17 protein-coding genes are annotated in these 17,885 nt (G+C 55.9%); 4 read left to right on the top strand and 13 right to left on the bottom strand.

Features of this window, described 5'->3' with window-relative positions:
- Window positions 1-50 precede the first annotated feature (50 nt).
- The 3 genes from OHJ17_RS02410 to mdh form a co-directional block, all read right to left on the bottom strand.
- On the bottom strand, window positions 51-716 hold the full coding sequence (locus tag OHJ17_RS02410; protein ID WP_032433617.1) for a GntR family transcriptional regulator: 666 nt from the start codon (window positions 714-716) through the stop codon (window positions 51-53).
- Window positions 703-1,332 carry a GntR family transcriptional regulator gene (locus OHJ17_RS02405; RefSeq protein ID WP_009309620.1) on the bottom strand — a complete coding sequence of 210 codons (630 nt, stop codon included), beginning with the start codon at window positions 1,330-1,332 and terminating at the stop codon, window positions 703-705. The genes OHJ17_RS02410 and OHJ17_RS02405 overlap by 14 nt, the downstream gene beginning before the upstream one ends.
- A 130-nt stretch (window positions 1,333-1,462) precedes the next feature.
- Window positions 1,463-2,401 (bottom strand): malate dehydrogenase, encoded by a 939-nt coding sequence (mdh, locus tag OHJ17_RS02400; RefSeq protein WP_002918570.1) that lies wholly within the window; start codon window positions 2,399-2,401, stop codon window positions 1,463-1,465.
- A 414-nt stretch (window positions 2,402-2,815) separates the two neighbouring features.
- Here mdh and argR point away from each other — a divergent pair, with 414 nt between their 5' ends.
- From argR to yhcN-B, 3 genes are all read left to right on the top strand, one after another.
- Window positions 2,816-3,286, top strand: a complete 471-nt coding sequence (gene argR, locus OHJ17_RS02395; protein WP_002918625.1) for a transcriptional regulator ArgR — start codon at window positions 2,816-2,818, stop codon at window positions 3,284-3,286.
- A 375-nt stretch (window positions 3,287-3,661) separates the two neighbouring features.
- Window positions 3,662-3,925, top strand: a complete 264-nt coding sequence (gene yhcN, locus OHJ17_RS02390; RefSeq protein ID WP_002918626.1) for a peroxide/acid stress response protein YhcN — start codon at window positions 3,662-3,664, stop codon at window positions 3,923-3,925.
- A gap of 98 nt (window positions 3,926-4,023) precedes the next feature.
- Window positions 4,024-4,290, top strand: coding sequence for a DUF1471 family stress response protein YhcN-B (yhcN-B, locus tag OHJ17_RS02385; RefSeq protein ID WP_002918627.1), 267 nt, complete (start codon window positions 4,024-4,026; stop codon window positions 4,288-4,290).
- A gap of 50 nt (window positions 4,291-4,340) precedes the next feature.
- Here yhcN-B and OHJ17_RS02380 read toward each other — a convergent pair whose 3' ends face one another.
- The 4 genes from OHJ17_RS02380 to aaeX form a co-directional block, all read right to left on the bottom strand.
- A complete protein-coding gene (locus OHJ17_RS02380) occupies window positions 4,341-4,616 on the bottom strand; it encodes a barstar family protein (protein ID WP_002918629.1) in 276 nt (91 codons plus the stop codon).
- Window positions 4,617-4,695: 79 nt separating this feature from the next.
- Window positions 4,696-6,663 (bottom strand): p-hydroxybenzoic acid efflux pump subunit AaeB, encoded by a 1,968-nt coding sequence (gene aaeB, locus OHJ17_RS02375; protein ID WP_002918632.1) that lies wholly within the window; start codon window positions 6,661-6,663, stop codon window positions 4,696-4,698.
- Between the two features lie 5 nt (window positions 6,664-6,668).
- Window positions 6,669-7,601 (bottom strand): p-hydroxybenzoic acid efflux pump subunit AaeA, encoded by a 933-nt coding sequence (gene aaeA / locus OHJ17_RS02370; RefSeq protein ID WP_002918639.1) that lies wholly within the window; start codon window positions 7,599-7,601, stop codon window positions 6,669-6,671.
- A 7-nt stretch (window positions 7,602-7,608) separates the two neighbouring features.
- The gene (gene aaeX, locus OHJ17_RS02365) at window positions 7,609-7,812 is read right to left on the bottom strand and encodes a p-hydroxybenzoic acid efflux pump operon protein AaeX (RefSeq protein ID WP_002918640.1); all 204 of its coding nucleotides are present in this window, start codon (window positions 7,810-7,812) and stop codon (window positions 7,609-7,611) included.
- Window positions 7,813-7,943: 131 nt separating this feature from the next.
- On the opposite strand from aaeX, the gene aaeR reads away from it, so the two are divergent.
- Window positions 7,944-8,873 (top strand): HTH-type transcriptional activator AaeR, encoded by a 930-nt coding sequence (aaeR, locus tag OHJ17_RS02360; protein WP_002918641.1) that lies wholly within the window; start codon window positions 7,944-7,946, stop codon window positions 8,871-8,873.
- Window positions 8,874-8,908: 35 nt separating this feature from the next.
- On the opposite strand, the gene tldD is transcribed toward aaeR, so the two are convergent.
- The 6 genes from tldD to mreC all read right to left on the bottom strand — a co-directional run bounded on the left by tldD (window position 8,909) and on the right by mreC (window position 17,819).
- Window positions 8,909-10,354: a metalloprotease TldD gene (gene tldD, locus OHJ17_RS02355; RefSeq protein WP_004144958.1), complete on the bottom strand. Its 1,446-nt coding sequence runs from the start codon at window positions 10,352-10,354 to the stop codon at window positions 8,909-8,911.
- An 88-nt stretch (window positions 10,355-10,442) separates the two neighbouring features.
- On the bottom strand, window positions 10,443-14,240 hold the full coding sequence (yhdP, locus tag OHJ17_RS02350) for an AsmA2 domain-containing protein YhdP (RefSeq protein ID WP_004181431.1): 3,798 nt from the start codon (window positions 14,238-14,240) through the stop codon (window positions 10,443-10,445).
- Between the two features lie 37 nt (window positions 14,241-14,277).
- Complete coding sequence (gene rng, locus OHJ17_RS02345; protein WP_002918644.1) at window positions 14,278-15,747, bottom strand: ribonuclease G; 1,470 nt, start codon at window positions 15,745-15,747, stop codon at window positions 14,278-14,280.
- A 2-nt stretch (window positions 15,748-15,749) separates the two neighbouring features.
- The gene (locus OHJ17_RS02340; RefSeq protein WP_114505223.1) at window positions 15,750-16,331 is read right to left on the bottom strand and encodes a Maf family protein; all 582 of its coding nucleotides are present in this window, start codon (window positions 16,329-16,331) and stop codon (window positions 15,750-15,752) included.
- A gap of 7 nt (window positions 16,332-16,338) precedes the next feature.
- A complete protein-coding gene (gene mreD, locus OHJ17_RS02335; RefSeq protein ID WP_002918648.1) occupies window positions 16,339-16,827 on the bottom strand; it encodes a rod shape-determining protein MreD in 489 nt (162 codons plus the stop codon).
- The gene (gene mreC / locus OHJ17_RS02330; RefSeq protein ID WP_004149974.1) at window positions 16,827-17,819 is read right to left on the bottom strand and encodes a rod shape-determining protein MreC; all 993 of its coding nucleotides are present in this window, start codon (window positions 17,817-17,819) and stop codon (window positions 16,827-16,829) included. Before mreC ends, mreD begins: the two co-directional genes overlap by 1 nt.
- Window positions 17,820-17,885: the final 66 nt, after the last annotated feature.

The raw sequence follows: 17,885 nt of genomic DNA, 5'->3' as shown, positions 1-17,885 counted from the left end.
AGCGCAGATAAATGTAAGAAAAGCCAGCCTGTCGCTGGCGGAGGAGCCCTTCAGGTGGTGGTATCGGGCAGGTATCGAGTGAGCATATTTTCCATCGAGCGAATAATATGTTTATGCATTCGCTGGCGGGCCAGTGCTTCGTTATGTTGCTCAAGCGCTTGTAAAATCGCTTTATGTTCGCGAATTGAGATAACGGCATACTCTTCTTCGGTGACTTTATGTCCCATCGACAGGCCGTTCCACATGTTGCAGAGTAGCATCTTCATTTTTTCATTGCCCGCCGCGCTCCAGATCTCCATATGGAAAGCCTGGTTCAGGTCGGAATATTCAGCAGAATTATTGTCTGCCAGCGCCTTCTCTGCGGCATAGTGAACCTGGGCGATGCGTGAAATATCGGTCCCTGGACGAGAAGCTTTCGCCACGGCTTCACTTTCCAGTACGGCGCGAATTTCATAATGTTCGCGGATGGTCTGCTCATTAATCCCCAGCACCACCGCGCCTTTATTCGGCCGCACTTGAATCAGACCGTCGGCGGCTAAAATTTGAAACGCTTCGCGTACCGGCATGCTGGAAACGCCAACCAGTCGGGCAATCCCTTCAAGGGTAATCTCCTGCCCTTCCACTAAATCCCGCGACAGGATCGCTTTACGCAACACCGCCGCCACCTGCTCCTTCGCGGAAAGAAGCTTAATTTTCCCTAATTTAGGCTTCTGCACTTTCCCAATCCTTCATATGTTGACGCATAATTTCCGCAAGCATAAGGAAATAACGCTGCGTTGTCTGGGCAATTTTTCCGCCTTCGCCATTGCCGATGGCGTTGGCCAGTTCGCTCAGTATCAGAGCCGATTCCTGGCCATTCTCTTTCAGATAAAGAATGACATAAGAAATATAACCGTCCAAAAATTGCTGATACGCCTTCGCCAGATAGCGATTATCAAGATAGGAAATCAGCAGCTGATGGAACGCCAGTTCGCGCGTATTCTCTCCCGGACGCGCCAGCTCCTGCGCGCGTGCGCGCAGCACTTCCCCCTGATTCGCCGGCACAAGGGCAAAGAGTTCGGCGGCCATCACCGCAATAACGCGAAAAATATGGCTCACATCCTCCACGGCCAAGGTGGAGACCTGCATATGCCGGTTAGGCAAGCGCACCAGAAACCCTTCCTGCTCAAGAGATTGCAGCGCTTCCCTAACCGGCATACGTGAAAGTCCCAGCTGTTCCGCGATGCTCTCTTGCGTCAGCTCATCCCCAGCCTTCATCGCACCGGAAAGGATCTGGTAGCGAATCATCTGCGCGATTTGGTCCCGGGTCTGCTTTCTTTCAATCTTTTTCACACTGTCCTCATGGCTGGTGGCTTAAAACGCGGGGATTTTAGCAGATTTGCCCGGCAGCAGGCGCATTGGGGCGAAAAGTGAGGTAATAAAAAGCCGGAACAGCGGTTCCGGCTCTTCTGTTAGGGCGAGATTACTTGTTGACGAAGTCTTCGCCGAGCGCGATATCTTTCTTCAGGGTGTCCAGCATGCCCTCCAGCGCCTGCTGTTCAAAGGCGCTGAGTTTGCCGATAGACTGTCGCTCTTCCACGCCGTTTTTCCCCAGCAGTAGCGGCTGGGAGAAGAAACGCGCATAGTGGCCGTCGCCTTCCACGTAGGCGCACTCCACCACGCCTTTTTCCCCCTGCATGGCGCGAACCAGAGAGAGACCAAAACGGGCAGCCGCCTGGCCCATCGACAAGGTCGCCGACCCGCCGCCCGCTTTCGCTTCCACGACTTCAGTACCGGCGTTCTGAATACGTTTAGTCAGGTCGGCAATTTCCTGATCGCTAAAGCTGACGCCGGGGATCTGCGACAGTAAAGGCAGAATGGTGACCCCGGAGTGACCACCAATGACCGGGACTTCCACCTCGGTTGCCGATTTACCTTTCAGCTCAGCCACAAAGGTATTGGAACGGATGATGTCCAGCGTGGTAACGCCGAACAGTTTGTTTTTATCGTACACGCCGGCTTTTTTCAGTACTTCGGCGGCAATAGCCACGGTGGTATTCACCGGGTTGGTGATAATGCCGATGCAGGCCTGCGGGCAGGTTTTGGCAATCTGCTGCACGAGGTTCTTCACGATACCCGCATTCACATTAAACAGGTCGGAACGATCCATGCCGGGCTTACGCGCCACGCCCGCGGAGATCAGCACTACATCCGCGCCTTCCAGCGCCGGAGTAGCGTCTTCACCGGAAAATCCTTTAATTTTTACATCTGTGGGGATATGACTTAGATCTACCGCCACGCCCGGCGTAACCGGAGCGATGTCGTACAACGAGAGCTCTGAACCTGAAGGCAGTTGGGTCTTAAGTAGTAGGGCAAGCGCCTGGCCGATACCACCGGCAGCGCCAAGGACTGCAACTTTCATCCTAAACTCCTTATTATGGTTAATTTAGTCTTTCGTTATTCCGTCGCCTGGACCTTAATTCACAAGATGAACAATTACAATGATTATGGCTGAAGAATGCATTATTGTGCGTAGCAATAGAACAGCGGCGCACTTTATGCTTCCTGACTGACCATCCAGCAAAGCGAAGTACCGGATCGACTATTGGTTACAATACACCCAGCCAGTTGCGCAAAACAACACCAACTCAATAACATTTCATTTACTTTTACATGGCTTTAAGCGTTGTGATGAGAACATGTTCCTTATACGGTTTTTTTGCTAAAATATGCCCCCTTCATAACATTATTGACCTATCCTTTCGCGGATTATTTGCATAAAAATTCATGGTTATGCATAATGATGTTGATTTTACCACCATAATCTGGGTGACTTATGCGAAGTTCGGCAAAACAAGAAGAACTGGTTAAAGCGTTTAAAGCGCTGCTTAAAGAAGAGAAATTCAGCTCGCAGGGAGAGATCGTCCAGGCGCTGCAGGAAGAGGGCTTCGAGAATATCAACCAATCGAAGGTTTCCCGCATGCTCACCAAATTTGGCGCGGTGCGTACCCGTAACGCCAAAATGGAAATGGTCTATTGCTTGCCTGCCGAGCTTGGGGTACCGACCACCTCCAGCCCGCTGAAGAATTTGGTGCTGGATATCGACTATAACGATGCCGTAGTGGTGATTCATACCAGCCCCGGCGCCGCGCAGCTGATCGCCCGTCTTCTCGACTCGCTGGGCAAAGCGGAAGGCATTCTTGGCAGTATCGCCGGGGATGACACCATCTTTACCACGCCTGCGCGCGGTTTTACGGTGAAAGATCTGCACGACGCCATTCTGGTTCTGTTTGAGCAGGAACTCTGAGTAATTCCCCTCTGGCTACCGTCAGAGGGCGACTCCCTTTTCTTTTGCCTCTCCCCCCTTCCGGCACAACAACTATTTAACACTTAGTGTCATTTACGCCGTCTATACGTTCTTTTACTAACGCGAAAATCGTAAAACGCACAAAAGATCAAATTCGTATACCTTTATGAATTTATTAGAAATAAATCTTATCGCTGTCGCTAACGTGTCATTTTTAATTCTTATCCGTTATAAAAAGCGCAATCTATTGTAACTATTAACGCACAAAACAATTAGCATGGTATTAATATTTTTGGTGATTAGTGTATACTTGGTTTTGTGATGAGGGTCACGAAACAAAGACCCCCAACAAAAAGATTCGACGAGGTGAACATCATGAAAATCAAAACCACTGTAGCTGCTATCAGCATCCTGTCCGTCGTGTCGTTTGGCGCTTTCGCCGCTGATATTATCAACAGCGAGCAGGCCCAGGGCCGCGAGGCCATCGGCACGGTTTCCGTCGGCGCGGTAGCATCTTCCCCGATGGATATGCATGAAATGCTGAACAAAAAAGCGCAGGAAGAAGGGGCTTCTTCTTACCGCATTATTGAAGCCCGCACTGGCGACCACTGGCATGCCACTGCTGAGCTGTATAAATAAGTTTTAGACGTCAACGATTAACCTGACAAAAATTCTCTACCGCGGCCCGGCGACATACATCGCCCCGCCGCGGCAAAACAAAGACTGGAGTAAAGATTATGAAACGCGCAATGATCATCGCATCCCTTGGCCTGGCTTCCCTTCTCTCTTTCGGTGCCAGCGCGGCTGTCCAGCAAGTGAACGCAGAGCAAGCCCAAAATCTGCAATCCATGGGCACCATCTCCGTATCCCAGGTAGGTAGTGCGCCAATGGACATGCGTCAGGAACTGGCGGCTAAAGCCGAGAAAGAAGGCGCCAGCAGCTACCGTATTATTGAAGCACGTACCGGCGATAGCTGGCACGCCACCGCTGAGCTGTACAAATAAACCCTCGTCGTCTTATTTCGACGACTTGCCCCCGCCTGCCGGGGGCTTTTTTATGCTTGTCGGGCATTAAAACGCAACTCCCCCTCCAGCTCTTCCTCTGCTTCATCAAACAATAAAATCAATGCGCCAAAGCGCCGGCGCTGCTTGTCATTTAAATGGATGAACTCAATATCCAGCGGCAGCGGTAGCAGGCCACCGGTCACTGCGTCCCATAGCGAATCCAGGTTGTTGACCTTATCCTGAGCCAGCTCGAAGGTTCGGGAAAACTCCCGGTAGAAATCCTGTTGTTCGGCGATTTCGTCAAAATCAAACGTATAGGTGGTCATGACAGCCCCTCCCGCTTCTCTTTCTGTCGCCGTTAAGTATAGCGATAAAAAAACCGACGCCTGGGCGTCGGTTTATGGGTTAGCTGCTGGTCAGCACATGCTGGTACTTATGCAGCATCTCAACCAGTCGCCGTACCGGCTCGGTAACCTGCGGCGAGGCCTCCCAGACCCGCAGCTTCTCCTGATAGACATCAAGCTCCGCCAGCAGCTGGGTAAAATAGCGCCGACGCTTATCATCGCTGCCGGCGGAGATCACATGGTCCGCGGTACGTCGCAGCTGACGATGGAAGGCGGAGAGATCGTCGTTCACCGGCACGGGCGCATCGCGCAAGCGCTGATGGGCGATGATTAACGTCAACGCCAGACGGAAACGGGCGACGTCACCCGGGAATTTATTGAGTAATAAAAACAGCTGCTGATAGAGCGCGGGCAGATGATTCTCTTTGCGACGCGCCGAGTTGGTGGTCAGCGAAGAGACCGCCGCGGAGACAAACTGGTTCAGCAGCACCCGACCGGTTCTGGCCCGGGAGTTATCCCTGACAATAAGAATAACCATCAGAGCGAGGAAACAGCCGACGATCTGCCCCAGCGCGCTATCGAGGAACTGGCTGAACTGGAACTGCATCGGGTTATCCAGCACCAGAATGTTGATGGTGCTCGCCAGCGCCCCCAGCGATCCGAGACGCCTTTTTTGCACTTCGATCCCGATAAAGAACGCCATCGCCGCCAGGCTGATGCAAAGCAACAGCATGCTCTGCTGCGTCGCCGGCATGATCACCAGGAAGTACAAGGTGCCCAACGGTAACGCCGCCAGGGTGCCATAGAGGAAGTCTATCGCCACCATACGCGGGTTTGGCAGGCGCATCGCCAGCGCGGTAACCACGGCGATCATTACCATCGCGCCGCTGCCTGAGGTCCAGCCCGTCCACAGCCAGAATAGCGTTCCGAGAATACAAGAGACGGAGGTGCGCCAGAAGTTCACCATCGCGTGATGACGTTCGGCGGACTCCACTTTAACCACCGTTTCGCCGCGCAACACGCCATCCTCGATACGGCTGATTTTAGTATTCCCCACCACGCCGCGCTTAAGCAGCAGATAACGCGTGGCGGCGCCCACCCAGCTATAAATCGTGACCGGGGTATTATGCTCGCCTTTCCAGGTCAGGAAGCGGCGCATGCGCTTCAGCTGCTGGTGAACATCCTGCACCGTCTCAACCGGCTCGGCGAACAGCTCGCGATAGTCGTCCGTGACCATTTCCGGGCGTGAGTTCTGAATCAGATAGGTTTCGCAAGCCTGGGTGATAAGGGTTAGCGAAAGGGTGTTGATCGCCTTCAGGCGCTGATTGGCCTTTGCCCAGCGTGAGGATTCCATAATCAGGTTACTACGCATACCTTCCAGCGCCGTAGTGCGGCGTACCAGCGCTCCCCAGGCTTGATCCACTTCCTCTTTTTCACCGTGCGCGACGCATAACTGCATCAGCTTATACTGTGCAATTAGCAGATTATCGAGCTCGAGGTCGATCTCTTTTTTAATCGAACGCGGCGAAAACAGGAGATCGGCGACGATGGCGCTGACAATACCGATGACAATTTCGCTGCAGCGTTCGACAGCAAACTGCGGCGCCAGCATCGGATTGGTATGGATGGTAATAATGATAATCAGCGCGGTGTACCCGGCCAGCCCCCAGGCATAGGAGTTTTCGACCTTGACCAGCGACGAAACCCAGGTACAAAACCCGGCCCACAGACAGCAGACCAGCATCATCAGCAGAGGCGCGCGGATCATCAGGATGATGATAACCAGCGCCGCAATACAGCCAATAAAGGTCCCGGCAATACGCAACATACCGCGATAGCGGATTGCGCCGGAGTACGGTTCGCCGCCAGCAGCAAAGGCCGGCCCGGCGGCGACGATCGCTGCCGTCAGTACCGCCCAGCGCGGCGTTTCGAGCTGAAAATGGAAACCGACAAACAGCGCCAGCACCACCGCGCATGCAAGCTTAATGGCAAAGCGGAGATGCCGGGGAGCAATGGTATATGTCCCCATAGCTATTAACCAAATTCGCGCAGGCGCATAGCCAGTTTCTGGAAGAAGTTGGCCTGGCTGGTATCACGATCTTCTTGACCGGTGATCACTACCGTCGCCGTGGTGCCCGATGGCCACAGATTCCCCTGCTGGTGATCGAGGCGAATACGCACCGGCACACGCTGCGCCAGACGCACCCACTCAAGGTTGGAGTCGACCGAGGCCATCCCTTTCGAGTCGCTGCTGCTGCTGGCGTTGGTCACCCCCGCAGCGATACTGTCCACCGTCCCTTTAATGGTTTTGCTGCTGCCCAGCGGGGTAATCTCCGCACGATAGCCTGGACGGACGCCCTCCAGTTTGGTCTCTTCCAGATAGGCCATGACGTAAAACGTATTCTCTTTCACCAGCGCCACCGCCGTGGAGCCACGGGTGATAAATTCCCCAGTGTAGACGTTAAGGTTAGTCACCCAGCCATCCGCAGGGGCGCGAATGACCGTCCGCTCCAGATCTAGCCTGGCCAGGTCGCGACTAGCCACCGCTTTCGCCAGCTGATGTTCAACGGTTTGCAGTACGTTGTTCGCCTGATCAATCTCTTCCCGCGACATCGCCTGTACGCCAAGCTTATTACGCCGACCGGCTTCGACGCGTTTTTCCTGAGCTAACGTCTGATAATAGGCGACATCAGCTTCCGCCTGCGCCAGCGCTTTTTGGTAACGAGGTTGGTCAATAACGAACAATACCTGGTCTTTCTTAACCAGTTGGTTATCCTTGACGTTTACCTGAGAAATCAGCCCGGAGACGTCGGGGGCAATCGCCACAATGTCGGCGCTAAAGCGCGCATCACGCGTCCACGGCGAGGCGGTGTAATAAACCCAGGCGCGGAAAATCGCCACGAAGGCCAGAATGACCAGTATCACGGTAATGGCAGTACGGAGGATATTTCTTGTTAGTGTTTTCACATCAACCTCAAACGAACAAGCGCGATATCAAATAAAAAAGGCAGCAATAGAGCGCCGTATTAAACAGTGCTGGGTGCCAGACAAAATCGTAAATGCCGGTCGGAACCAGCAGTCGGTGCACCAGCCAAAAGATAGCCAGCGACAAAAGCAACTCGAAGAAGATCGGCGGAAACGATAAGCCGAAAATCACGATGACAGGAAACAGACTCATGATGACCTTGAATAAGAAGCGTACAGGTAGTGAGCAGATGCGTTTATTATGTAGCTAACAATATATTAACGTAACGATTGCCGCATTATCTACAATGTGTGATCTAAATCACTTTTAAGCCAGAGTGAATAATGGAACGATTAAAACGCATGTCCGTTTTCGCCAAAGTGGTCGAATTAGGTTCATTCACCGCAGCGGCCCGCCAGCTTCAGATGAGCGTTTCCTCGATCAGTCAGACCGTCGCCAAACTGGAAGATGAGCTGCAGGTAAAGCTACTCAACCGCAGCACCCGCAGCCTTGGCTTAACTGAAGCAGGTAAAATCTATTACCAGGGCTGCCGTAGGATGCTGTTTGAAGCGCAGGATGTCCATGAGCAATTATACGCATTTAACAATACCCCCATCGGGACGCTGCGCATCGGCTGCTCTTCAACTATGGCACAGAATGTTCTGGCGCGCATAACGGCGAAAATGCTCAAAGAATACCCCGGGCTCTCTGTTAATCTGGTCACCGGCATACCTGCGCCAGACCTGATCGCCGACGGCCTTGACGTGGTGATCCGCGTGGGCGCCCTGCAGGATTCCAGCCTTTTTTCCCGCCGCCTGGGCTCAATGCCGATGGTATTATGCGCCGCTAAAAGCTATCTGGCGCAGGCTGGCAATCCAGAGAAACCGGCCGACCTTGCCGGACATGCCTGGCTGGAATATAGCGTGCGGCCGGACAATGAGTTTGTCATTATCGCGCCGGAAGGGATCTCGACCCGCCTGACCCCGCAGGGGCGCTTCGTGACCAACGACCCTATGACGCTGGTGCGCTGGCTGACCGCCGGGGTGGGTATCGCCTATGTACCGTTAATGTGGGCGATCGAAGAGATCAACCGCGGTGAGCTTGAGATCCTGCTGCCCAGCTATCAGTCCGATCCGCGACCGGTCTACGCCCTGTATACGGAAAAGGATAAATTGCCGCTGAAAGTGCAGGTCTGTATCAACTATCTGACGGAGTATTTTGTCGACGTGGCGAAGATCTATCAGGGCATGCACGGGCGCGGGATCGCCCGGTGAAGCGGTTCCCGGCAGCGCCGGGAACCAGGTCAGGCTCAGGCGGTGCCGCCGACGGTAAGGTTATCGACCTTCAGGGTCGGCTGGCCGACGCCCACCGGCACGCTCTGGCCCTCTTTGCCACAGACGCCGACGCCGTTATCCAGGCGCAGGTCGTTGCCCACCATCGAAATCTGTTGCATGGTCTCAATGCCGGAGCCAATCAGCGTGGCCCCTTTCACCGCCTTCGTGACCTTCCCTTTTTCGATCAGATAGGCCTCGGAAGTGGAGAAGACGAATTTACCGGAGGTGATATCCACCTGCCCGCCGCCGAAGTTAGGCGCAAAGATACCGTAGTCGACCGATTCGATAATCTCCTGTGGCGTTGACTGGCCCGCCAGCATATAGGTGTTGGTCATACGCGGCATCGGCAGATGGGCATACGACTCACGTCGGCCATTGCCGGTCGGTGCGACGCCCATCAGGCGCGCGTTGAGTTTATCCTGCATATAGCCTTTCAGAATGCCGTTTTCGATTAGCACGTTGTATTGCCCCGGCGTCCCTTCGTCATCAATGGCCACCGAGCCACGGCGATCGGCGATGGTGCCGTCATCCACTACGGTGCACAGCTCAGAGGCGACTAATTCCCCCATATGGCCGCTAAAGACCGAGGTGCCACGCCGGTTGAAATCGCCTTCCAGCCCATGGCCGACCGCTTCATGCAGCAGGACGCCAGGCCAGCCGGCGCCGAGCACCACTGGCAGCATCCCCGCAGGGGCGGCGACCGCCGAGAGGTTGACCAGCGCCATGCGCACCGCTTCTTTCGCCCAGGCATCGGCCCGCACGTCGCCCTCCTGGGAGGCGAGGAAATAGTCATAACCAAAACGCCCGCCACCGCCGCTGCTGCCGCGCTCACGCTTGCCATCCTCTTCCACCAGCACGCTGACGGAAAGACGAACCAGCGGACGAACGTCGGCGGCCAGAGTGCCATCGGTGGCGGCGACCAGGATCAGCTCATACACCCCGCTCAGGCTGGCTGAAACCTCCTGCACCCGCTGGTCCGCCGCCCGGGCGACTTTGTCTACCCGGCGCAGAATATCCAGCTTCTCTTCCCGGGTCATACTCTGCAGCGGGTCGATGCTGGTGTACAGGGCACGATGCTCTACGGCGCCGAGGGTCTGCACTTTGCCATTGCCGGTGTCGCGCACAATGGTCCGCGCCGCCTGGGCGCTCTGCTCCAGCGCCAGTTTGCTGATCTGATCGGCGTAGGCAAAGCCCGTTTTTTCGCCGCTGACGGCGCGCACGCCTACGCCCTGGTCGATATTGTACGACCCATCTTTAATGATGCTGTCTTCCAGAACCCAGGATTCGTGATAGCTCGACTGAAAATAGAGATCGCCGTAATCGAGGCGGCGCTCGGTCAGTTGACCAAGAATGGCAAACAGGTCCTGATGATTCAGGCCATTTGCCGACAGTAATTGTTCACTTACCAGGTTCAGACTCATCGTTATGCTACTCGTTTGTTGCCGCCTGACAGGCGGAAATACAGAAGGCTATCTATTGAGATTGCGGCAATTCCCGGCAATCGTCAAATCATTGCTTTTTATTGCTGCGCGCCTGGCGCAGCACTTCATTGATCTGCGGCTGGTCAATCGGGCCGGTGATGCGATAGCGCAGAATCGAAACTTTATTCCACAGCGGACCCAGCACTTTGCTGGCGGCAAATACCGCCGCGCCGACGATGGGGTTGACGGCAAAGGCCGCCGCCACGCCGACGGTCGCGGAGATCTCCGGCGCCACCACCGCCTGCAGATCCAGCTGGCGACGCACCAGATCGACCGACCCTTTCATAGCAATATCCGCTTCAAGGCCATCCACCAGCGTATCATCGGTATGCAGTACGCCATCCTTAATCCATGCCGTACTGTTAATCGAATCGAAGTAAAAGCCTTCGCTGAAGGTATCGCTGAAATCGAAACGCAGTTTACGCAGCAGGGCATCCACACTCAGCAGACGCAGCAGCTGGCCAGCGTGCCCGGTACTCAGGTCGGTAAACTGCCCCTTGCCCAGGTGGCTTTTAATGATGCCATTGAGCGACGCGACATCGGGTGACCAGGGCGGCGCGCGCCAGTGCAGATCGTAGTCGATATCAAACGGCGAATCCTTCACCGGCGTGGAGACGCCAAAGAAATCCGCAAATGCATCCGTCTTATTGCCGTGCAGTCTGCCTTTCAGCGAGGTTCGAACCCCTGAAGGGGCGTTCACCCACACGCCGTTGGTCGTCAGCCGGCCAAACCCGGTATCCACCAGGCCGTTGGAGAGCGTTAAGGTATCCCCTTTGATCGCCACATCCCCATCGATGCGGCCATATTTTTGTCCCCACAGCCAGCATTCCGCGCAGCGTAGCTGCAGATCGGGCCAGCCATGGAAATCCAGCCGCGTCGCCGTCTGGGGGGCCACATTCTCTGTTGCGTTCTGGCCGCTGGCGCTGGCCGGATTGAAATAGAGATAACGCACATTTGCCAGCCACGGAGCATTGTCGCGCATCGTCAATGTGGCATTGATCTCACGCCCCTGCGCCTCAACCTGCGAGCCGCCGGCGACCGGCTGGGACATCAGACTGACGTTGTTCCACTGTTGCCCCGCGAGGGCCAGCGACGGCGTACGCAGCACAATGCGCGGTGGAAAGAGCACGCTGCTGCTCACTTCATTTGCCGCGCCGTTCTCGAAGAGCGCCAGCCACTGCGCGCCATCCATCGGCGGCAGGTTGAGCTCGATACCGGGCTGATCGGGCAGCGGAGAGTGCCCTTTGCTGTCAGTGGTAAGGATCGCTCTATCCAGCGTCAGCTTATGATTGAGCAACCAGCGGCTGTTAATATGATTCTTCGCCCCGATGGAGCCGGTCAGGTCGAAGCTGCTCAGGCCGCCGGCGACGTTAATTTTGACCGGAAGGGGTTCGCCGGCGGGCTTACTGACTGGCGAAGGTAAGCGACTGCTCACATTCTTCAGATCGCCGTTGATATCGACCTTATAGCTGGCATTGCCATGGTACGGCAGTTCGATAGCGACCTTGCCATCCCACGGGACGCTACCGCTCAACGCCTCACTCACGGCTTTTGGCAGCAGCCCGGTGCGCGACGGCTGCCAGTTGGCATTCATCCCGACATCCACCAGAAACGCTTTTTCACCTTCGCGGGTGGAAAAATTGAGGTTCAGCGGCTGATTAAACCAGGTCGCGCTCAACGTTTGACTATTGAGATCGCCATTCACAAAGCTGAAATTACCGCTCAGGTTCTGCAGCGTAGTATCTAACGGTTTGATAAACAGGCTATTATTCTGCAGGCGCACATCGCCTTTCGCGGTGGTCATCTCGCCGTCGAGGGGGATATTAAGATGTAAGCGAGCGCTCACATCCCCATCCAGCTGCAGGGAATCCAGCGCCGCCCCGAGCGACTCTTTCAGCGGCGTAGTATTAAAGTAAGGTCCAACCTCTTTGCCCGGGCCTTTGATATCGGCATCAATCAGCAGTTTTTCCTGCGCATAGTCCGGGATCGCGGCATCGAGATTGCTGGCGGTCACGTTGCCAAGCATCGCTTTATCCGCCCGCATCCACAGGCCGTTGTTGATAAAATTGAGGTCGATGTTCAGCCCGGTTAACGCCGGCCAGTCCGGTTGGAAGGCAAAAGTGGCGTTCTTCAGCGGAACATAAACCTGGAACTGGCCTTCATTATGCGGATAAGGGAATAGATGCGGATTGCCGCCATATACCAGCGTCGCATCGCTGGCTTGCCCCGCTTTAATCGCGCCGCTGAGATAGTCCACCAGCGCTTTGCCCATCAGATTTTCCGGGAAATAACGCCATGCCTGGCCACCGTCATTGGTGCTGATGCCCGCCAGAATGCCCAGCCAGGGATCGTCCCCCTGCGGTTGCAGATAGCGGAAGCCGCCGCGGGCGCGTACGCCTGTCGCCTGCACGTCTATATCGCGGCCATCAAGCATAAACCCTTTGTCGTTTTTCACCCAACTGAGCGTGGCTTCGCCAGCGGCTATCTCCAGCGGCGCGCGGAAGACGCCGGCATACGGCATCAGCGCCTTCGCCATATGGGCGCGTAATTCCCCGTGCTCAACGCTGCCATTCAGACTGCCGGAGAAGTGCTCTGCCCCAGGCAGGAGTTTCCACTGCTTCCACGCCAGATCGCTCCACTGCGCCTGAAAACGCGTTTTCTCCGTCGCCTGCAGGGGGATATCGAGAGCCAGCAAATTGATTTTGCCGCCAGGCTGCGTGGTACGCCAGAGTTCGCCCAGAGAAGGCGCCAGCTTATCAGCAAACGGCTGTAACCCGCTCAGGCCGCTGAGGGCCAAATTGCTGGCGCGAATACGTAACTCATCGCTACGCTGACGATCGTCGCCACCAACGTCCTGCGCCGGGATCCACGCCATCGCCAGGGCTCCGCTTGGCCAGGGTTTATCATCGATAGCGATCCGCGTATCGGGAATATAAAAGGCCCAGCTTTGCTTATCATGGGAGAGATGCGCCGTCAGGTTATCCACCGACAAATGATGGACTTCGTTATCGCCCTGCCAGCTGGCGCCCCCTTTTTTCAGCCATACGTCGCCGCTGGCCACATCACCTTTTTCAATGGTCATCCAGCCTTCGAGGCTGAAGCGGGCGCTTTTCAGGGCGATATTGTCCTGCATCCAGCGTCCCAGCCACGGTTTGACGTCGATATCATCCGCCTGCAGCCAGACCCGGCCTTTATTCAGCAGGCCATCCTCATCGCGAAGATCCATCCGCACCTGCATGACGCCATGCTGGCCGGTGAGGCTGGAGAGGCTGAGCTGCCCCTCGGCGCGATGACGGTTCCTGCCGTTAAGCCATGTCAGCTGCGGAACCGCCAGCTCCGCCCGCTGACCGGAAAGGGTCAGGAAGCTCAGATGGCTGTCGCGCAGAGTAAAGTGATCGAACTGACGTAAAAAGAGATCGCTGATGCGGTCGGTTTTCAGGCTTTCGCCACCGTCATTGGTCTGAATAGGGGTATTGGTATGGACCTGCAGCTGCCAGAAGGTGAGGTCGCGGAACTGCCAGCGCATATGCAGCAGGCTCTGCCAGACATCCAGCGCCAGGGTTACGCGCTTGACCGCCATTGTGCCGCCATCTTTCAGCCCGACATGGATATCGCGGGCGTCTAACGTCGGACCAAAAGTCTGCCAGCTGGCGGTGATCTGCGAGGCGTCCACCGGCGTACCGGTGAGGGTGGAGATCTTCTCCAGCAGCTGCGGACGCCAGGCGTCGAGCTGTGGCAACACGAGACGCAAGCCACTCACCAGCAGCGCGACGATAACAATCAATGTTGCCACGGTGAGCAATAAAATCCCGGGCAGTCGCCTCACGCCTCTCTCCTTGTCAGCCGCACAATGACGCAGTGTCTTACATCATAACAACATCGAACTGCTCTTGATTATAGAGCGGCTCAATTTGTACCTTCACCTGTTTGCCGACAAAGATTTCCACTTCCGCCAGCGCATGCGACTCTTCCCCTTTCAGGGTTTCCGCCACCGCAGGGGAAGCATAGACCAGGAAGCGATCGGAATCATAAGCATGATGTACGCGGACGATCTCACGCATAATCTCATAGCACACCGTTTCCACCGACTTTACCGTTCCACGTCCGTGGCAGGTTGGGCACTCGTTGCACAGCACATGCTCCACGCTTTCACGGGTGCGTTTACGGGTCATCTCCACCAGGCCCAGCTGGGAGAAGCCGTTAATGCTGGTCTTCACCCGATCTTTACTCAGCGCCTGCTCTAAAGAGTGCAACACCCGTCGACGGTGATCTTCATTGTTCATGTCTATGAAATCAATGATGATAATGCCGCCGAGATTACGCAAACGTAGCTGGCGGGCTATCGCCTGGGTGGCTTCGATGTTGGTATTGAAGATCGTATCGTCAAGATTGCGGTGCCCGACAAAGGCCCCGGTGTTGATATCGATGGTGGTCATCGCCTCGGTCTGGTCGATGATCAGATAGCCCCCCGATTTGAGCTCGACTTTACGCTCCAGCGCGCGCTGAATTTCGTTCTCAACGTCAAAGAGATCGAATATCGGCTGACGGCCGCTGTAGTGTTCCAGCTTGCTGGTCATTTCCGGGATATATTCGGCGGTGAATTCGAGCAACGCCTCATAGGTCAGGCGCGAGTCGACGCGAATGCGATCCAGTTGCGCATCGGCAAAATCACGCAGCACGCGCTGGGCCAGAGCCAGCTCGCCATACAGCTGATAGCGGGTCTGGTTGCGCTTTTTGCGCTCCATCACCTTGGTCCATACGCGCTTAAGATAAGCGGCATCGGCGGCCATCTCCTGCTCGTGAACACCTTCCGCAGCGGTGCGAATGATAAAGCCGCCCTGCTCATCGCAATATTCTGCGACGACCTTTTTTAGGCGCTCGCGCTCGGCTTCGCTTTCAATCCGCTGAGAGACCCCCACGTGGGAGGCGCCTGGCATAAAGACCAGATAGCGGGAAGGCAGGGTAATATCGGTGGTCAGACGCGCGCCTTTGGTACCCAGCGGATCTTTAACCACCTGGACCATCAGGTCCTGGCCCTGGCGCACCAGCTCCGAAATATCGCGCACGGTAAACTGCTTTTGCTCCTCACCGGCGACGCACTCGGTATGCGGCATGATATCGGAGGCGTGAAGGAACGCCGCCTTATCCAGACCAATATCTACAAAAGCCGCCTGCATTCCCGGCAGCACTCGGCTAACACGACCTTTGTAGATATTGCCTACTATTCCGCGTCGCGCTTCACGCTCAATATGGATTTCCTGCAGAATACCGCCATCAATATACGCAACGCGCGTTTCGGATGGCGTTACGTTAACTAATAATTCAGCCGTCATCTTTATCCCTTTCCTTTACGCAGTGAGTTAAAGTTACTGAGCAACTCATACGTTTCCACCAGCGGTAAGCCGACTACGGCGTGATAGATGCCATTAATCTTCCTGACGAAGCAACCACCCAACCCTTGAATACCGTATGCACCTGCTTTATCTAAAGGCTCGCCGCTGGCCACATAATCGGCGATATCCTGCTCGCTGAGCCGCCGGAAGGTCACTTCCGTGACCACCAGACAGTCCAGCGTTTGCTGCTTATCCGCCAGCGCCACCGCGGTCATGACCTGATGGGTGTGGCCGGAAAGCAAACGCAGCATCGCTGCAGCGTGTTCGGCGTCGCGCGGTTTTTCCAGCACTTCGCCGTTCAAAATGACAATCGTATCCGCTCCCAGCACCGGCAAATCGCGGGTGGCCATCGCCACCCCGGCCTGCGCTTTTTCGCGCGCCAGGCGGACGACATAGTGCTGGGCGCTCTCCTGCGGCTGGCGCTGCTCCTCGATACCAGGAACCAGACGCTCGAAAGCGAGACCAAGCTGAGTCAGCAGTTCCTGCCGACGCGGGGAACCAGAAGCGAGATACAGAGTTGTCATATCAACCTTATTGCACTGCAAATTGCTGACGCACTTTACGCATCAGCAGGAAGAGCCATGGCCAGAGGATGCCGTTTACTACACTACTCCAGAATACTTCCGGACGGAAAGAGACGTTGATCACTAAAAACTCTGCCCAGAAAACAATGATATCCACGGCCAGGGATAACAGCATTACCACCAGCGCCTGCTGCCACAGCGCCAGGTTACGGAACAGCTGATACTTCAGCGCGACCAGATAGGCGACGATGCTTAAAGACAGCGCGCGAACGCCGAGCGTTGAACCGCTGATGAGATCAAGAATAGCCCCCATCACGAAACCCGTCCCCACGTTTACCCGGTGCGGCAACGCGAGGATCCAGTACAGCAGGATCAATAATACCCAGTTGGGCCGGAAAACGCTGATGTCCGCCGGCCAGGGCATAATTTGCAGCAATAGCGCGATAAGAAACGAGAGCCAGATAACCCAGCGTCCCTGGCTACGGTAACTTGCCACTATTGCCCCCCTGCAGGCTGCGACGGCTGAGGCGGCGTCAACCCGGTGGCGGGCGCCGGCATCTGCGGCCCCATCGCATCCGGCGCAGGCAGTACCTGCGGCATCATCTGCATCAGACGTTCGTTAGCCACCCGATGAACCTCTTCCGGGGTCATCGGGTTAGCGCCATTACGATCGGCGCCCCACAGCAGCAACAGATAGCGCAAGCGCTGCAGCCCGGCCGTCGGACGCGCCTGAATCACGGTATAGGCGCGCTGGGTGTCCAGTTTCACCGAGGAGACTACCCCGACCGGATACCCTTCAGGGAAACGACCGCCGAGACCGGAGGTCACCAGCACGTCGCCGACGCGAATATCGGTATTTGCCGGCAGATGCTCAAGCTGGAGATCGTCCGTGCAGCCGTTACCGGCGGCAATGACGCGAATGTCGTTACGCAGAACCTGGATCGGCAGCGCATGAGTGGCATCGCAGATCAGCAGCACCCGGCTGGTCATTTTCGCCACGGCCACGACCTGCCCCACGACGCCTTTATCGCTGATAACCGGCTGGCCTTCATAGACGCCGTTCACGCTGCCTTTGTCAATAACCACCTGATCGCTGTAAGGGTCGTTGACCGTTGAGATGACCTGCGTCACCATTTTTTGCTCGTCCTGGCGCAGCGGCGAGCCAAGCAGTTCACGCAGGCGCGCGTTCTCCTGCTTGTACTGGCCCAGCATCAGCAGATCGCTGTTTTTCAGCAACAGCTCCTGGCGCAGCGCGCGGTTTTCCAGTTCGAGCTGGTCGCGGGTAGCTAGCGTCTGCGATACGCTGTCGAGCAGTTCCCGGGGACCATTAGAGACAAAGTAGAAAGGGCTGACGGCTGTATCCATGTACGTTCTGATTTGACTGAACGTACCCAGGCGGCTGTCGGCGATAATCACGCCAAGCGCCACCAGCACCGCCAGAATAAGGCGAATCTGTAGCGAGGGGCCACGGCTAAAAATTGGCTTCATAGGCTATGCGTATTCTCGTGTCAGTAAAGACCAGGGGCAGCTCGTATGCCGCCCCGGACCTTCAGG

This window comes from Klebsiella sp. KP20-425-1 (assembly GCF_025813515.1).
Lineage (GTDB): Bacteria > Pseudomonadota > Gammaproteobacteria > Enterobacterales > Enterobacteriaceae > Klebsiella > Klebsiella pneumoniae.
This window is presented reverse-complemented; position numbering and strand designations above follow the sequence as displayed.